At 42.0% G+C, this 18,962-nt stretch carries 10 protein-coding genes and 1 pseudogene; 7 read left to right on the top strand and 4 right to left on the bottom strand.

The window, feature by feature from the left end; translation table 11 throughout:
- The first annotated feature begins 165 nt into the window (after nt 1–165).
- A complete protein-coding gene (locus BXY_RS09125; RefSeq protein WP_004313437.1) occupies nt 166–4,146 on the top strand; it encodes a hybrid sensor histidine kinase/response regulator transcription factor in 3,981 nt (1,326 codons plus the stop codon).
- A gap of 268 nt (nt 4,147–4,414) precedes the next feature.
- Here BXY_RS09125 and BXY_RS09120 read toward each other — a convergent pair.
- The 4 genes and pseudogenes from BXY_RS09120 to BXY_RS09105 all read right to left on the bottom strand — a co-directional run.
- Nucleotides 4,415–4,765, bottom strand: a pseudogene (locus BXY_RS09120) (DUF1016 N-terminal domain-containing protein); the annotation flags it as partial.
- A gap of 356 nt (nt 4,766–5,121) precedes the next feature.
- A complete protein-coding gene (locus tag BXY_RS09115) occupies nt 5,122–6,309 on the bottom strand; it encodes a porin (RefSeq protein WP_015531730.1) in 1,188 nt (395 codons plus the stop codon).
- A 15-nt stretch (nt 6,310–6,324) separates the two neighbouring features.
- Nucleotides 6,325–7,383 (bottom strand): L-asparaginase 2, encoded by a 1,059-nt coding sequence (gene ansB, locus BXY_RS09110; protein WP_015531729.1) that lies wholly within the window; start codon nt 7,381–7,383, stop codon nt 6,325–6,327.
- A gap of 35 nt (nt 7,384–7,418) precedes the next feature.
- Nucleotides 7,419–8,729 (bottom strand): anaerobic C4-dicarboxylate transporter family protein, encoded by a 1,311-nt coding sequence (locus tag BXY_RS09105; RefSeq protein ID WP_004313440.1) that lies wholly within the window; start codon nt 8,727–8,729, stop codon nt 7,419–7,421.
- 177 nt (nt 8,730–8,906) lie between these two features.
- Here BXY_RS09105 and BXY_RS09100 point away from each other — a divergent pair, with 177 nt between their 5' ends.
- The 6 genes from BXY_RS09100 to BXY_RS09075 all read left to right on the top strand — a co-directional run bounded on the left by BXY_RS09100 (nt 8,907) and on the right by BXY_RS09075 (nt 18,739).
- Nucleotides 8,907–10,340, top strand: coding sequence for an aspartate ammonia-lyase (locus BXY_RS09100; protein WP_004313441.1), 1,434 nt, complete (start codon nt 8,907–8,909; stop codon nt 10,338–10,340).
- A gap of 221 nt (nt 10,341–10,561) precedes the next feature.
- Entirely contained in the window at nt 10,562–11,932 is a 1,371-nt protein-coding gene (locus BXY_RS09095; RefSeq protein WP_008770596.1) for an FAD-dependent oxidoreductase, read from the top strand.
- Between the two features lie 1,039 nt (nt 11,933–12,971).
- Nucleotides 12,972–13,403: a hypothetical protein gene (locus tag BXY_RS09090; protein WP_004313443.1), complete on the top strand. Its 432-nt coding sequence runs from the start codon at nt 12,972–12,974 to the stop codon at nt 13,401–13,403.
- A gap of 260 nt (nt 13,404–13,663) precedes the next feature.
- Nucleotides 13,664–14,239, top strand: a complete 576-nt coding sequence (locus BXY_RS09085; protein WP_004313444.1) for a porin family protein — start codon at nt 13,664–13,666, stop codon at nt 14,237–14,239.
- Between the two features lie 195 nt (nt 14,240–14,434).
- Complete coding sequence (gene priA, locus BXY_RS09080; protein ID WP_015531728.1) at nt 14,435–16,891, top strand: replication restart helicase PriA; 2,457 nt, start codon at nt 14,435–14,437, stop codon at nt 16,889–16,891.
- Nucleotides 16,892–16,942: 51 nt separating this feature from the next.
- Nucleotides 16,943–18,739, top strand: coding sequence for a DUF4091 domain-containing protein (locus BXY_RS09075; protein WP_015531727.1), 1,797 nt, complete (start codon nt 16,943–16,945; stop codon nt 18,737–18,739).
- Nucleotides 18,740–18,962: the final 223 nt, after the last annotated feature.

Below are 18,962 nucleotides of genomic sequence, written 5' to 3'. Positions count from 1 at the left end.
ACAATGAGGTAAATGTATTGTTTGGCACACAGATAACGTCGATGAGATCAATAGACGTTATCTGTGTTGTTTTTATCTATTCTCCAAGTGAAAATAATTTTGAGATTTGGCTTGGGTTACTAAAATAGCTATATTTGACTCGCTGAATCGACATGGGTATATAATATGAAAAAAGCAATAATAGCATTTATCAGTCTTATTATTTTTTGTATTGAGCCATTAATGGCATCTGCAGAGTTTTCTTTTAAGAAATATCAAGTAGAAAACGGATTGTCTCATAACACAACTTGGTGTGCAATTCAAGATAGTTATGGCTTTTTATGGATAGGTACGAGTAATGGGTTGAACTGCTATTATGGTAGCGGAAATAAAATTTATCGGAATGTTCTAAATGACAAATATTCTTTAGGGAACAACTTTGTCGGTTCTTTGATGGAAGAGGGTGAAGACCTTTGGATAGGAACAAGTTCCGGGCTATACATTTATGATCGCTCTGACGATCATTTCTTGTATTTTGATAAGACAACTAAATATGGAGTATTCATTAGTTGCGAAGTCAAGAAAATCGTAAAAACTAAAAATGGTTTGATTTGGATAGCTACTTTGGGACAAGGCATCTTTATTTATGATCCGGTAAAAGACGTTCTGACTCAAAATAGTATCCGGACTTTTTTTGCCTGGGATATTTGCCAAGGTACGGATTCTCTTGTCTATGTCTCTTCTATGCAGGAGGGATTATTGTGCTTTGATGAACAAGGAACTTTTCTGCAAAGTTATCCGGTTTCATTCGAATTGAATATTGGCAATCAGAGGATTAACTGTCTCCATAGTATTGATCATGAAATTTGGTGCGGTGTGGGGACGAATTCGTTAGGGTGCTATCAGGAAGGAAGTCAGGAATTAAAAATATATAATACGTCTGCAGAGAGTTTCAGTTCTATTCTTTGTCTGATGGACTATAACGGGAAAGAAATGCTGGTTGGTACAGACAATGGCATTTATTTATTTGACCGTGAGCGTAAGACATTTCGTAGGGGAGACTCTCCGTTTGGTTTATGGGCTTTGAGCGATCCGACTGTACACGCGATGATGCGGGATAATGAAGGTACACTTTGGGTAATGACTAATTCCGGTGGAATAAATTACATGTCTAAACAGTCGAAGCGTTTTTCTACTTATTCTCTGTCTTTGACGGGGATGGAAAAAGCAGATAAGGAGATAGGACCTTTCTGTGAAGATCGGGAGAAGAATGTTTGGGTGGGAACCCGGAATGGATTGTGGTTTTTCAATTCACAAACTCATTCTTTTCATGAGTATTTTTTGAAGAAATCAAATATAAAATACGATATACGTAGTTTGTTGTTGGAGGGCGATAATCTTTGGGTAGGAACTTATGCTGAAGGATTGCATGTGTTAAATCTGAAGACAGGGAATATTAAAAGTTATACTTATTCCCGTGATATTCCGAATACACTTTGCAGTAATGATGTATTAAGCCTTTTTAAAGATCGTAAAGGAGAAATCTTTGTCGGAACAAGCTGGGGATTATGTCGTTATAATCCACAATCGGATAATTTTATAACTGTGATAAATGTCGGTGCTATGGCTTCTGTAACTGACATCTATGAGGATATGTACAATAATCTTTGGATTGCGACTTCAAATCGCGGCGTTTTCTGTTATAATACAGTTGGTGAAGAGTGGAAACATTTTGAACATATCCGGGAGGACCTGACTACTATTACGAGTAACTCCGTGATAACATTATTTGAAGATAGGAAAGGTACGATGTGGTTTGGGACCAATGGTGGAGGATTATGCTCTTTTTCCAAAGAAACAGAAACTTTTGTTGATTTTGATCCGGAAAATATATGGTTACCGGATAAGGTTATTTATTCGATAGAGCAGGATCTGGCCGGCAACTTTTGGATTTCCTGTAATTCCGGGTTATATCAGTTTAATCCTGCAGATAAGAATAAGAACTGTCTTTTTACTATAAATGACGGTTTGCAGGGGAATCAGTTCACAGCGCAATCTTCATTAGCTTCATCGACTGGAAAGATGTATTTTGGAGGAGTGAACGGATTTAATGTTTTTGAACCGAAAGAATTTACAGATAACACCTATCTTCCTCCTGTTTATGTTATAAATATCAGTTTCCCTAATTTGAATAATGAGCGGGAAGTGAGGCGGTTGCTCCGGTTGGATAAGCCTTTTTATACTGTTGATAAAATAAAATTACCTTATGAGAATAACAGTTTTACAATTCGTTTTGCGATACTTAGCTATGAAGATCCTCTTAGAAATCGTTATGCGTATATCTTGAACGGAGTAGATAAGGAATGGATTAACAACTCTTCTAATAATACAGCTTCCTATACCAACCTTCCTCCGGGAGAATATGAGTTTTTGGTTCGTGGTTCAAATAATGACCATTATTGGACTGAAAAGGCAATTTCTTTATGGATTGTGGTTACTCCTCCCTGGTGGCGGACTACTATTGCTTATGTGGTATATGCATTGTTGTTACTTGCTGCTATCGTATTTCTTGGTTGGCGTTGGAATTTGTATGTCAGGCGTAAGTATAAACGTCGGATGGAGGAGTATCAGACTACCAAAGAAAAAGAAATGTATAAATCGAAAATCAATTTCTTTATTAATTTGGTACATGAAATACGAACTCCGCTAAGTTTGATTCGTTTGCCGTTGGAGAAATTGAGAGAAGAGGAAATCAAAGGGAAAGAGAATAAGTATATTTCTGTAATAGAAAAGAATGTAGATTATCTATTGGGAATCATCAATCAGTTACTTGATTTTCAGAAGTTGGAAAGTAGTGCTTTGCAGTTGAATTTGAAGAAATGCAATGTTAATGCATTGGTCAGTGATATTTTTAATCAATTCTGCGGTTCTGCGGAGTTGAGAGGACTGACATTACATCTTTGTTTGCCTCATGAAGAGATTAACATGATGATTGATTCGGAAAAGATGAGTAAGATTCTGGTAAATTTGATAGGGAATGCGATGAAATATGCGAAATCCAGAATTGAATTGAAGGTATTATCAGTAGATGACGAGGTGAGGATAGAGGTCACTGATGATGGTCCCGGTATTCCGGAGGACCAACGCGATAAAATATTTCAAGCTTTTTATCAATTGCCTGATGATCCTGTGGCATCATCTAAGGGTACTGGGATTGGTTTGGCATTTGCAAGGTCTTTGGCAGAAGCCCATCATGGAAGTTTGTTTCTGGAAAATAGTTCCGAGGGCGGTGCTTCATTTGTATTATCTTTACCATTGGGAACTGTAGAAACAGAAGATGTATCTGATGAATTGACTGAAACGGATGCTGTAGATGTTGGAGAAGAGGTGACTTCTGTTTCTGAATTTGCTAATAGGAGATTCACTGTTTTATTGGTGGAGGATAATCTTGAATTGTTAAATCTAACTCGGGAAGCTTTAAGTACTTGGTTTAGGGTGATACGTGCCGGTAATGGAAAAGAAGCATTGGAAATACTCACACGCCAGAGTGTGGATGTTATTGTCAGTGATGTTATGATGCCTGAAATGGATGGACTTGAACTTTGTAATCATGTAAAATCCGATATGGCTTATTCTCATATTCCTGTTATTTTGCTGACTGCAAAAACGACATTGGAATCTAAAGTGGAAGGACTTGAAAGTGGTGCTGATGTATATCTTGAGAAACCGTTTTCTGTTAAGCAGCTCTATAAACAGATCGAGAATTTATTAAAACTGCGATTGGCGTTTCATAAACAGATGACGGACATCACAATTGGTTCATCTTCTTCACTTTCGGATTTTGCTATTTCTCAAAAAGATGTAGAATTTATAGACAAGATCAATGCAATTTTATCGGAGCAGGTTATTAATGAAAATTATTCAATTGATATATTGGCAGATCAAATGAATATGAGTCATTCTAATCTTTACCGGAAGATGAAAGGTTTGTTTGGTATGCCTCCTAATAACTATGTGAAGAACTTCCGCTTAAACAAAGCAGCTGAATTAATTGCAAATGGTGTTCGCATAGCTGAGGCAGCAGAACGGTTAGGCTTTGCTTCTTCTTCCCATTTTGCAAAATGTTTTAAAGAGAAGTTCGGAATGTTGCCAAAAGATTATAAATAACAAGTCTTTTCATGATGGGAAAAATGATGGGAGGGTAGATGAAGTTTAAAAATGCAAGAAGTATACCGTAGTAATATTTTTTATCCATTCGTTTTATATTCTTGACTCCGGGAAAATCGTAATTGCACATAAACCAGTCACTTTCGCCCCTCGAATTTGCAGCGTTTTTGAATCTCCCGCATCTAAACTAACGTGAGTTCGATATAATTTAGAACATTACAAATTGTCCATAGTTCTTTGTATATATTATAGAACAATGATTACTAAAAAGCGTTAAAGGATTCTTTATGATGTCATCTGGTTTATTGATCGTTTGCCCCTCTTGTGCTAAACGCAAGACTGAATCTTTGTCTTTGCTGAGAGCCAAACGCTCATACAGGCTTGAATTATATTGCCGCTGCAATTGACGTACACTCCAATTTTGTTTCTGAGACTCAATTTCGTAAAATCTGCGTTCTTCATCAGATTCAATGCGCATTAATATCAAATAGTGAGACCATGAAAGCGTAAACGGATATTCCCTAGTTGATTTTATGGGGCTTTCGGTGAGTTTTTGAATTTGGTCAACGCTGTTGTTCCAATCTCTTTTGTCGAGTATGTTGAGAAAAATTTGCGACATCTTTTCAATGTTTTGTGTATTGGGTCAAAAAGAAGTTGTATATTTGTTCATCAATATCTAGTCTCAATATAGGTAATCTATGGAATTCATCACATCAACACATTTGAAGCAATGGGCTGACACAAAAGAATGTCAGTCTCTCTTGCCAGAATTGATGAGACGGCTTATCTGTGCTTCCGTGAAGCAGTTGAATAGACTGTCTTTCCCCAGTGGGGATGCTGTGCATATGTCTGAATGGGCCGGAGCAGATACCTGGGTTCTGATTTAAAAAGACCGAACATATAAGAATACCCGATAACTGTTGTAAGAAGCTATCGGGTATTTTTTTATTGTCAGCCCGGTTTCTTGCTTTAGAATTAGAATACAGGCATCTGCCAGATAAATCCTACAGAAATACGGTTAGTACTATAATTCTCCTGTCCCAGCACCTTGGCGCGGGAAGTGAAATCATACGAACGTCCCACGTAGGTAACAAAGAAGTGCAGATTGGTTTCCATCGGGTAATATTCGATACCGCCCAGATATCCCCAGGAAGTACGATAATTTCCCTTCTCTATTCCCTCGGACGCCTTGCCTACGGAAGCCGTCTCGTACATACCCTTCACAAAAACATTCCATTTCGGAAGAAAGCGGTAATTACATTTGGCAACAACCGAAAGATAGTTAGCATCAAAAGCGTTATGCCCGCCCGGACGGCCTACGATACTGGTAATAATACCTTTGCGGTCAATGTCCTCTTTTGAATACATGAAATCGACAAAAGCATTCCATTTGCCGAGATTCAATTCGTTACCTAAAGCATAATAATACATATTGTGACTTTTGGCCTCGTTCATGACAGAAGCCGACCAACGGGTCTTGAAGACATTGTTGAAATTACCGTTCCAGTTCAAGGTGTAAACCAGCGGCATTTTGCCGGATTTCAGATCGGGAAGATTTCCTTCGGCATCTTCCGTGATTCCGTAAGTGCTGTCGAACGAACTGTTGCGGCTGTTCAGTATTTGCAGGTTAAGTTGCTGTTCGGGAGTAATGTTATAGCCTACATTCAGTCCGGTCATAAAGTTACTCATATAGTCGATCATATCGCTGTACTGATAGATGTCGATTGGGTTGAGGTCGAACTCGATACCACCGTATGCGGCACATTGCTTTCCTGCGAAGAGGCTGAACTGGTCATTCAGTTTGATACCGATTCCGGCATAGTCGATGGAAGTAGGCAGATTGTCAATCATGCCGTTTGCATCGTTCGAGCGGTTGAGGCGCTGGCGATAGCGGTAAGAAAGCCAGTTGTTGATATTTCCTTTGGCTTCGATACGGAGCTGGTGCATGTTGAAGTCACCTTCCTGAAAACCATTTTGGAAATGAGCGTCAAAGCTTCCTTGCATATTCAGATAAAGATTGAACTTATCTGTCTTCTTTTTCACGTCTGTCAGTTCTTCAAACAGGGGAGTGTTCGGGTTGAATTTATCCTTCTTCTCCGTTTTTTGAGGATATACTCCCTGTATGCTGCCCGCGAGGAGCAACATAAATATCCATTTTTTCATAAGTAGGTCAGGCTTTTAGTATTCGTTAAAATATTGCTGAATTTGTTTCCAGTCAGTTGTTTTGGTTAGTGCAAGCATTAACAAAACGCGTGATTTCTGCGGATTCAGTTCCTGTGAAGCCACAAACTGATATTTGGCGTCGTCTACCTCTGCATCCAGTGTGGTAGGACCTGTCGGGACACGGGAAGAACGAACCACAAGGATTCCTTTTTGGCGGGCGTCTGTCAGTACCGGGAAGATATTCTGATGGATATTTCCATTTCCTACTCCTGCATGGATAATGCCTTTGTAGCCGTTGTTGAGCATCGGAGTTACCATATCTGCTTCAATGTTCGAATAGCTGTATACGATACCTACTTTAGGCAGTGCGTTCAGATGAGTAACATCGAAAACGGATTGGGTGGTATGTTTTTTTAGCGTCACCTGATTATAGAATACTTTTCCGTTTAACACATACCCCAGCGCGCCGGAGTTGGGAGCTTGGAAAGTTTGCACGTCGACCGTGTTCATTTTAACCGTACTCTGTGCTCCAAGGATCAGTCCGTTCATGGCAACCAGTACTCCTTTGTCTTTGGATTCCTTTGCGGCGGCGGTAACTACGGCGTTATAAAGATTCAACGGGCCGTCGGCACTTAGAGCCGTAGACGGACGCATGGCACCTACCAGTACCACCGGTTTGTCACTTTTAACGGTCAGGTTCAGGAAATAGGCCGTTTCTTCCATTGTATCGGTTCCGTGAGTAATCACGATGCCGTCGATGTCCGGGCGTTTCAATAGTTCGTTTATTTTCTTGGCAAGCGTCAGCCAAACCTGGTCGTTCATGTCCTGCGAACCGATTTTGACAATCTGTTCTCCGGTCACGTTGGCGATGTCCTTAATTTCGGGCACAGCGTCGAGCAGTGCGCCGATGGCAACTTGTCCTGCTGTGTAGCTGGTTCCGGTAGCTGAACTTCCTGTGCCTGCAATCGTTCCTCCGGTGGCAAGGATATGAATGTTCTGTTTGGCGGCAAATGCCATTGTTACAGAAAATAGTAGTGTGACTACTACCAGTCCAAAGCTTTTGAATTGTTTCATAACTGAATGATGTTTAGGTTAATAATATATGTATATTAAAATATTTGTATAAAGAGCAGTCCCAGGGCAATGGCAACAATCGTCGATACCAGGCCGGGCATCATGAACGAATGATTCAACACATACTTGCCGATTTTTGTTGTCCCGGTACGGTCGAAATTGATAGCAGCCACTACAGTAGGGTAATTCGGAATAAAGAAATATCCGTTTACTGCCGGAAACAAGGCGATCAGCATATAAGGCGAAATCCCCAACGCAATGCCCAGAGGCACAAGTGCCCGAACTGTGGCAGCCTGGCTGTATAGTAGAATAGACATCACAAACAGCGCGACACCAAACAGCCACGGCATTTGTTGCACGATTCCTTCAATAGAAAGAGTCAGCTGTCCCATGTTTCCCTGAAGGAAGGTATCTCCCATCCAGGCAATACCGAAGATGGCAATCACTGCCTGCATGCCTGCCGGAAATACGGAACCTTGCGTTGCTTTGATTCCGTCGGTCTTGGTTACTAACAGGATGATGGCGGCAGCCGATAACATCACGATTTCAATGATGGAAGACATTCCTAATGTAACTATTTCCCCGTCAATCAGGAAACTGGGGCGCATTCCTTCAAAAGAACCGAAGAGTACGATAAACGCAGTTGCCAATATAAAAATAAGGACGGAAATCATAGCGGAACGTTTGTTCTTCACATCTTTAATCTCTATCTTTTTATTGTTGAATAATCCTTCTTTCAGACGTTTCTGATATTCGGGGTCTTCCACCAATTCTTTACCGACTTTCATAGAGAATAAAGCACCAACCAACACGCCGACAATGGTAGCGGGAATCGTAATCTTGAGAATGTCAAACAGGGTAATATCGAATCCGGCTAAGAGTCCGAGAAGTGCTACGGTAGCCGCAGAAATCGGACTGGCTGTAATGGCCTGTTGGGAAGCAATGACGGCAATACCCAGCGGACGTTCCGGACGGATTTTGGTTTCGGTGGCAACCTCCGCGATGACCGGCAACACAGAATAGGCGACGTGTCCCGTTCCGGCTACAAAAGTAAACAGGTAGGTCACCAGCGGACTAAGCAAGGTGACGTGTGAAGGATTCTTACGAAGCAAATGTTCTGCCAGTTTCACCATATAGTCCAGTCCGCCGGCTGCCTGCATACAGGAAGCAGCCGAAATCACTGCGGCAATCATTAACATAACGTCGATAGGAGGCGCGGTGGGTTGTAAACCAAAAACGAACGTAAGTATAGCCAACCCAACTCCTCCCATCACGCCGAGGCCAATACCTCCCAGGCGTGCGCCAATAATAATAGCCGTCAGAACAAATGCTAATTGTAATATCATAGAATGTTGTTTTAAGTTCCCAACAAAGATAAATGATTTCTCTCTTTGTATTTTCTTTTTCTTGTATTAACAACAAAAAAGTCTTTGAATAGTTTTTGCATATTTATTAAAACAATAACTAAACTCATTGGTTATTATAAGAACTAACGAAACTGTTATTATTATAAAACAACCGATATGGAACAAAATTTATCAAAAAAAACTCGTACGGAGAGTGACCTGATAGGTAGTCGTGAAGTGCCGGAAAGTGCACTGTACGGAGTACAGACGCTCCGCGGTATCGAAAACTTTCGCATCAGTAAGTTTCATTTAAATGAGTACCCTTTGTTTATCCAGGCATTGGCTATCACAAAAATGGGAGCCGCCGTTGCCAACCGCGAACTGGACTTATTAACCGAAGAACAAACGGATGCTATCTTGAGAGCTTGTAAAGAAATACTTGAAGGAAAGCATCACGAACAGTTCCCCGTAGATATGATTCAGGGGGGAGCGGGTACTACCACGAACATGAATATCAATGAAGTGGTTGCCAACCGGGCATTGGAATTGATGGGGCATCAGCGCGGAGAGTATCAATACTGTTCGCCTAACGATCATGTCAACCGCTCGCAATCTACCAACGATGCTTATCCCACCGCCATCCACATTGGACTCTATTACACTCATTTGAAATTGGTTAAGCATTTCGAAGTGTTGATAGAGGCTTTCCGGAAGAAAGGACGTGAGTTTGCGCATATCATCAAAATGGGACGTACCCAACTGGAAGATGCCGTACCGATGACTCTCGGACAGACCTTCAACGGGTTTGCGAGTATTCTTGAACATGAAGTGAAGAATCTTGATTTTGCCGCGCAGGACTTTCTGACAGTCAACATGGGAGCCACGGCCATCGGAACCGGAATCACCGCCGAACCGGAATATGCGGAAAAGTGTATTGCCGCTTTGCGCAAGATTACGGGACTGGATATAAAGCTTGCCGATGATTTGGTAGGAGCCACTTCGGACACTTCCTGCATGGTAGGTTATTCGGGAGCGATGAGGCGTATAGCTGTCAAAATGAATAAGATATGTAATGACTTGCGATTGCTGGCTTCCGGTCCGCGTTGCGGATTGGGCGAAATCAATCTGCCGGCTATGCAACCGGGCTCATCCATCATGCCGGGAAAAGTGAACCCGGTGATTCCTGAAGTGATGAATCAGGTGGCTTATAAGGTGATAGGAAATGATCTTTGTGTGGCTATGAGTGGCGAAGCCGCTCAAATGGAGCTGAATGCAATGGAGCCGGTGATGGCGCAATGCTGTTTCGAGTCTGCCGACTTGTTGATGAATGGCTTCGATACCTTACGTACGTTATGTATCGACGGCATAACAGCCAATGAAGAAAAATGCCGGAGAGATGTGCACAACAGCATTGGTGTAGTGACAGCCCTGAATCCGGTGATTGGTTATAAAAATTCTACCAAGATAGCTAAAGAAGCATTGGAAACAGGAAAGGGAGTGTATGAACTTGTTTTGGAACATAATATCCTTTCCAAGAAAGATTTGGATACCATTCTGGAACCTGAAAATATGATAAAACCAGTCAAACTGGATATTCATCCCAACCGTTGATAGATAGTAAGTGGGAATCGATTCAATAGGGAAATCGCCGGGCAGGTCACTGATCTGCTCCGGCGATTTTGATTATTTGTTACTTTTATTCTATATGGGAATAATTGCTAACTTATCCGGTAAAATGGTTATTGTTCATTCTTTCAAAAACAGTGAACTTTGCAACATCATTAGTTATGAACTTAACAAGTAAATTTAGAACCAATTAAAACTATATGGATATGAATGCATTTGACGTTATTATTATCGGTTTTGGCAAGGGAGGGAAGACCCTTGCGGCAGAGTTTGCAAAGCGTGGGCGAAAAGTTGCCATTGTTGAACGTTCGGATAAAATGTATGGAGGAACGTGTATTAATATTGGCTGTATTCCGACCAAGACATTGGTTCATCAGGCTAAAATTGCTTCCGGTATGAAAGATGCTACATTTGAAGAAAGGAGTGAGTTCTATCGCAATGCCATTTCTGTGAAAGAAGCTGTGACAAGTGCATTGAGAAATAAGAATTACCATAATCTGGCAGATAATCCCAATGTAACAGTCTATACAGGTGTGGGCTCTTTTGTCTCTTCCGATGTGGTTTCTGTCCGTACATCTACTGAAGAAATAATGCTGACATCGAAGCAAATTATTATCAATACGGGAGCAGAAACAGTTATTCCTCCCATTGAGGGAGTTGTGGGTAATCCGTTGGTTTATACAAGTACCTCAATCATGGAATTGACAGAGCTTCCCCGCCGACTGGTTATTATCGGTGGCGGTTACATCGGTTTGGAGTTTGCGTCTATGTATGCTTCGTTCGGTTCACAGGTGACCGTACTCGAAAGTTATCCTGAACTGATTGTGCGTGAAGACCGGGATATTGCTGCAAGTGTAAAAGAAACATTAGAGAAAAAAGGCATTGTTTTTCGAATGAATGCAAAGGTTCAATCTGTGAAACATATCGAAGATGGAGCAGTCGTTGTTTTTTCTGATTCACAAACTGGTGAGGTGGTGGAACTTGAAGCTGATGCTGTATTGCTGGCTACAGGACGCCGACCGAACACGAAAGATCTGAATTTGGAAGTTGCCGGAGTGGAGACGGATGCACGCGGAGCGATCATTGTGGATGAATACCTGAAAACAACCCAACCGAATATACGTGCCGTTGGTGATGTGAAAGGTGGTTTGCAGTTCACTTATATTTCATTGGATGATTACCGGATTATCCGGGAGGATCTGTTTGGCGATAAAGAACGGACAACCAATGATCGCAATCCGGTTAGCTACTCTGTTTTTATTGATCCTCCATTAGCACGTATCGGATTGAATGAAGAAGAGGCTCGTAAACAGAATTTGGATATTATTATCAAGAAATTGCCCGTTATGGCGATACCAAGAGCGAAAACATTGGGAGAAACGGATGGCCTTTTGAAAGCTGTTATTGATAAGAATACGGGAAAAATATTGGGCTGTATGCTGTTTGCGCCTGATTCCAGCGAAGTAATCAATACAGTTGCTGTTGCAATGAAGACAGGTCAGGATTATACTTTCCTGCGTGACTTCATTTTTACTCATCCTAGTATGAGCGAGGCGTTAAATGATTTGTTTTCATAGTAGTAAGAATGAGTATAATCTTCCTCCATAAAGTTTAAAAAACATCAAAGTATCTGCCACCTGCAACAAAACGCTTGTAATGTATTAGTAAATAGGCAGTTGGAGCGTTGCAGATACCTGTTGCAGATACGTTGCAGATAAAGTATCTGCAACGTATAATATAACTAAAGAAAAGTCCTTGATTTCTTTATGCAAAGCTATGGGAGGTTCATGGTATCCCTATAAGGAGACTGCAGTATCTACGTACAGAAACTGCGGTATCCATACATGGACACTGTCGTTTCCTGCCTTGGAAACTGCGGTTTCCCGCCTCGGAACTGTAGTTTCCTACGCTGGAAACCGACGTTTGCTTGGATGAGAGTAAAAGTTACTCTCATCTTACTATCATACTTACTCTCATACCTGTAACTCCGATGAATAAAGGCTTTTCAAACGATTGATGAGAGTATGAGAGTAAAATTGCTTATTTATTTTTATTGGTGACGGATTTCGGTAATCAGAAATAAGAAACAGGATTATATTTTATCAAATTCATTTTAATACGTAACTTCCTATATTTATTCCCATATTTCTACTACGTTTCAAAAAAAACATATATCTTTGTCGTACGCTTTCAGCCCATCAGCGTGATGAAATAGGCAGAAAGCGGTTTATATTTCTTAAATGAAGTATGGATGTATTATCTCTCACATCTGAAAAATTAGCAATTTTCGCGCAGAGAGATGATACGGCAGATACTTCACGTGAATGGTTATATGTCAAACATATCACTTGATGATGTGTTATATATAGACGATTGACGTGGGTGTCTGTTGTTATCATTATCTTGCGCAAGGGTCTTGCTAAGCCTCAGATGTGGATAATGGTACAGCAGCATCTGCGTCTTTCTTGTATTCGGCCGGTTATCAATTACCCCACAATTTAACCTAGCCAATCTCCATCCGGCGGACTGCAAAAAGAGTGGATGCTCGTTGTGCTAATATACATGAATAAAACATTATTCATCCCTTATTGTATCACACATAAAAGAACAAACGCTATGGCACAATGGATTAGTATAGAAGAAGCGGCTGCAAAGTACGGATTCGAGACAGAATATATCTGGGTCTTGATAGAGATAAGAGAAATCACCGTGGACTACCAAAGAACCGACATCGACATCATCGACGATGAAAGTATTCAGGATTTTATCAACCGGAATAAAAAGGGGATTACATTGATGTATATCGAAAAGTTGGAACGATATTGCATGGATAAATCTCAAGTTTGTTCAATATACGCATCACTTTTAGGCAAACAAGATAAGGAAATCACCATATATAAAGGAGCTAAATTTTTGTATGATGCACTGCAGAGCAAATGGTTGAAGCAATGTGACCGGGTGCGGCATTTAGAAAAAGAACTTGCATTGGAGCAGACCACTTGCCGTACGTGTTGGCTGAAAAGGTTATGTATGATAATTAGGAAGTAAATTTGATTAACTATCATTTTTCCAATATTTATAGATGATAAATAGGATGAAAATTGAACTAATAAGAACTTCTTATTAGTCTGTGAGTGTTAGATGAAACTGATGCTCTATTGTAAGTTCAATCTTCAAAAGAGCAAATATAAAGGTATGGGCGTCGGATTAAGTGAACAACAGCGACTTTGAGCGAACAAAAAACCGATAAATTGTGTTTATTTATTCTAATTATATATCTTTGTCCCGAATTATAAACACGTAAATTTATGAAAAAGATTTTTGGTGCTTTAATGATTGCCGTATGTATCGGTATGGCGATGCCTGCCCAGGCGCAAATACACTTTGGTGTAAAAGGAGGTTTGAACTTGTCGAAGGCGAGTTTCTCTAATGTAGGCGATAACTTTAAGAAGGATAATTTTACCGGTTTCTTTATTGGTCCGATGGCCGAGTTTAATATTCCAATCGTAGGGTTGGGAGTAGATGCTGCCTTGCTTTTTGCTCAAAGAGGTATAAAGGTTTCTGAAGGAAACGAGGATTTGACTATCAAGCAAAACGGTATTGATATTCCTGTAAACCTGAAATATACAATCGGTTTGGGAAGTATGGCCGGTATTTATCTTGCTGCAGGTCCTGATTTTTATTTCGATTTTGAAAAGAAATCGGGAATTGATAAGAAGAAAGCGCAAGTAGGTATTAATGTGGGTGCCGGTTTGAAGTTGCTGAACCATCTGCAGGTAGGTGCTAACTACAATATCCCATTGGGCGACACTGCGGATATTGAAGGAACAGACGCTTCTTATAAGACTAAGACTTGGCAGGTATCTGTTGCCTATATTTTTTAAATAGTCTGTCATTTTACATCGTATATAAAAAAGAGTTTCCGGTGAACGGGAACTCTTTTTTTTGTTCGGAGGCTGCCCTGTTGCAGCCTCGAAACTGTTTCTGCCCAATCCTGCCTTAAGAAGCGTTTTTCTTTTGAGTGTTCTCTCTTCCTTCTTTTTCATTCCCCATTTTTTTATTGTATTTTTGTACCTGCAATGAAAAAATATGTAGATGTCATATTACCGCTTCCGCTTCCGAAGAGTTTCACTTACTCTTTGCCGGACGAATGTGCGGAAGATGTGAAGATAGGCTGCCGTGTGGTAGTTCCTTTCGGGCGAAAGAAGTTTTATACGGCTATCGTCCTTAACGTTCATTATTGTGCTCCAACGGAGTACGAAGTGAAAGATATATCTGCATTGCTGGATGCTTCTCCCATTTTACTACCCGTTCAGTTCAAATTTTGGGAATGGATAGCCGATTACTATCTCTGTACACAGGGAGATGTGTATAAAGCGGCACTTCCTTCCGGCCTGAAGCTGGAGAGTGAAACGATTGTTGAATATAATCTCGATTTTGAGGCGGATGCGCCATTGCCGGAACGGGAACAACGCATTTTGGATTTACTTGCCGTAGATGCGCAGCAGTCCGTCACTAAACTGGAGAAAGACAGCGGCATAAAAAATATTCTTACCGCCATCAAGTCCCTGCTCGATAAAGAAGCCATTTTTGTAAAGGAAGAATTGAAACGTACTTATAAGCCTAAGACAGAGGCACGGGTGCGGCTTGCGGGTACAGCAGATGAAAAGCAACTCCATATCTTGTTTGATATTCTGTCTCGTGCTCCGAAGCAACTGGCGTTGCTCATGAAGTATGTAGAGTATTCAGGTATTTTAGGAACCGGAACTCCGAAAGAAGTCTCCAAGAAAGAATTGTTGCAACGGGCTAATGTGGCTCCTTCGGTACTGAACGGACTGGTGGATAAGAAGATTTTCGAAATCTACTATCACGAAATCGGACGGTTGAATAAACAGGAGAAAGAAGTAGTCGAGCTGAACGCCTTGAACGAGTTTCAGCAACGGGCACATGATGAAATCGTTCAGTCTTTTCAGGAGAAAAACGTGTGTCTGCTTCATGGAGTAACGTCCAGCGGGAAGACGGAAGTATATATTCATCTGATCGAAGAAACGATTCGTCAGGGAAAGCAAGTCTTATATTTGTTGCCGGAGATTGCCTTGACTACTCAAATTACAGAGCGTCTGCAACGGGTCTTCGGTGCTCGCCTGGGGATCTACCATTCTAAATTCCCCGATGCCGAACGGGTTGAAATATGGCGGAAACAACTGGGAGAGAATGGGTACGATATTATCCTGGGAGTTCGTTCTTCCGTGTTTCTTCCTTTCCGAAATCTGGGATTGGTGATTGTGGACGAAGAGCACGAAAATACGTATAAGCAACAAGATCCCGCTCCCCGCTATCATGCCCGTAGTGCTGCGATTGTACTGGCTGCCATGTACGGAGCTAAAACTTTGTTGGGAACGGCTACCCCCTCTATCGAGTCGTGGCAGAATGCAGGGGAGGGGAAATATGGTTTTGTACAACTGAAAGAACGATATAAAGAAATTCAATTGCCGGAGATTATTCCGGTGGATATAAAGGAATTGCATCGCAAAAAGAGGATGGTGGGACAATTCTCACCGCTCTTGATACAATACATGAAAGAGGCTTTGGAACAGGAAGAGCAAGTGATTCTCTTTCAGAACCGTCGTGGGTTTGCTCCGATGGTGGAGTGTCGTACCTGCGGTTGGGTGCCCAAGTGTAAGAATTGCGACGTGAGCCTTACCTATCATAAAGGAATCAATCAGCTAACCTGTCATTATTGCGGTTATACCTACCAACTGCCGAAATCCTGTCCTGCCTGCGAAGGTACGGAACTGGTGAACCGTGGCTTTGGTACGGAAAAGATTGAAGATGACATTAAAATTCTTTTTCCCGAAGCGGCAGTGGCACGAATGGACTTGGATACCACACGCACCCGCTCTGCTTATGAAAAGATTATTGCGGATTTCGAACAGGGAAAGACGGATATATTGATTGGTACGCAGATGGTTTCGAAAGGATTGGATTTCGATCATGTCAGTATTGTAGGTATACTGAATGCCGATACGATGCTGAATTATCCGGATTTCCGTTCCTATGAACGGGCTTTCCAGTTGATGGCGCAAGTAGCGGGACGTGCCGGACGTAAGAACAAGCGGGGTAGGGTGGTGCTGCAAACCAAGAGCATCGAGCATCCTATCATTCATCAGGTCATTGCCAATGATTATGAAGACATGGTAGGCGGGCAGTTGGCGGAACGGCAGATGTTCCATTATCCTCCTTATTACCGGTTGGTATATGTTTATCTGAAAAATCATAATGAAGCGTTGTTGGATCAGATGGCGGTAGTGATGGCGGATAAGCTGCGGGCGGTATTTGGTAATCGAGTGTTGGGGCCGGATAAACCTCCTGTTGCCCGTATCCAAACGTTGTTTATTAAAAAGATTGTCGTAAAGATTGAGCAGAACGCTCCGATGGGGCGTGCCCGGGAGTTGCTGTTGCGCATCCAACGGGAGATGTTGGAAGATGAACGCTATAAATCTTTGATTGTCTATTATGATGTAGACCCCATGTGATTGAATATTTTTCCCCCTAATAAAAACCTTTAATCATTTAATTAACTAACCATGAAACGACTTACTATTTTTTCTCTGACTTGTCTCTTTAGCGTAGGCGCAGTTTTTGCCCAGCAAGGAGTCACTCAATGTGGTGTTCCGACAGGACAACCGAAGTTCCCTTTACAGACTTATCAGGAATTGCCCGACCCTGCTGCGCCGTCTGATAAAGAATGGGCGGCAGTGACAATAACACAAGTGTCTTGGGGTACAACAGACGTCCGGTACGCAAAACACGGGCTTCCCCGGTTGAAGAACCAGCAAACGGTTGCTTTGAAAGGCTGGCGTGGTGAACGTGTGAACGCGCAAGCGGTTGTATGGACAGGTGTAGAACTGAAAGACCTGAATTTCAGCTTTGGTGATTTCAAAGACAAGAAAGGAAATGTTCTTCCCCAAGATGCATTCACCGGCGGTTTTGTTCGTTATGTGATGACGGACGAATTGAACAAAGACGGCAGAGGTGCCTGCGGACATCGGAAAGCGGTGGATTATGATTCATTATTGGTGGCCGATCCGATTGATACCAGTCTGAAAGCGATGGCTTTGCCTGCCCGCACAGTTCAACCTGTCTGGGTGCAATGTTGGATTCCTCAATCGGCTGTTCCCGGAACGTATAAAGGGGAGTTGCTAATCAACGACGGCTCTCGTTTGTTGCAACGCCTGAATCTGGAAATTACGGTTTCTTCCCGTGAACTTCCGGCGCCTTCGGAGTGGGCCTACCACTTGGATTTGTGGCAAAGTCCTTATGCAGTGGCACGTTACTATCAGGTTCCTCTATGGAGTCAGGAGCATTTAGACGCCATGCGTCCTTTGATGAAAATGCTGGCAGACGCCGGACAAAAGATTATCACGGCTACTTTGATGCACAAACCCTGGAACGGTCAGACGGAAGATTATTTTGATACAATGGTTACCTGGATGAAACGGGCGGACGGCACATGGTCTTTCGACTATACCATTTTCGACCGTTGGGTAGAATTTATGATGAGTGTGGGCATTGACAAACAGATCAACTGTTATTCAATGGTTCCCTGGGAGTTGTCATTCCAGTATTACGACCAGGCAACCAACTCGCTGAAATTTGTGAAAACAGCACCGGGCGAGGAGGCTTACGAAGAAATGTGGGTAGCAATGCTTTCGTCTTTCTCCAAGCACCTGAAAGAAAAAGGATGGTTCGATATCTGTGCTATTGCAATGGATGAACGTCCGATGGAAGTGATGCAGAAGACCTTGAAGGTGATTCGTAAAGCAGATCCGGATTTCAAAGTTTCGTTGGCAGGAAATTACCATGCGGAGATTGAGCCCGATCTATATGATTACTGTATCGTAATCGGACAGAACTTCCCCGAAGAAGTACGTCTCCGCCGTGCGGCAGAGAACAAACGTACCAACTATTACACCTGCTGTACGGAAGCTCACCCCAATACATTTACTTTTTCCGATCCTGCAGAAGCTGTCTGGATAAGTTATTATTCTTCTAAGAAACACCTGGACGGTTATTTGCGTTGGGCATACAACAGCTGGCCATTGGAACCGCTGCTCGATTCCCGTTTCCGCAGTTGGGCAGGTGGAGATACGTATCTTGTATATCCGGGAGCCCGTAGCTGTATCCGTTTCGAACGCTTGATTGAAGGAATTCAGGCGCACGAGAAGATAAATATCCTCCGTCAGGAATTTGAGAAAAAGGGAAATAAAGCCGGATTAAAGAAAATAGAGAAAATGCTTGCTCCGTTCAACTTGGGTAGTATGCCGGAAACCCCGGCAGCAGTAACCGTGAACCGGGCAAATCAAATATTGAACTCATTGTAAATGATTGTTCGTTAAATGGGAATTTAGGGGCGTAGCGCCCCAACAAGGTTTCCATTCGGCATGTTATCGTTTTAGACATACCCTAAAGGGTGGAACTGTATCTCTTTCAGGGAATACCGAATGGAAACCTTGCTCCGGCGCTAGCCGGTAAATGGGAATTTAGTGGTTAATGAGAATTTATCGGTTAGGCTGAAAGCCTTACAATTATATATTTATTGGGGCG

This window comes from Bacteroides xylanisolvens XB1A, assembly GCF_000210075.1.
Lineage (GTDB): Bacteria > Bacteroidota > Bacteroidia > Bacteroidales > Bacteroidaceae > Bacteroides > Bacteroides xylanisolvens.
The sequence above is the reverse complement of the archived record's forward strand: the minus strand, read 5'-3'. Positions and strand labels throughout refer to the sequence as shown.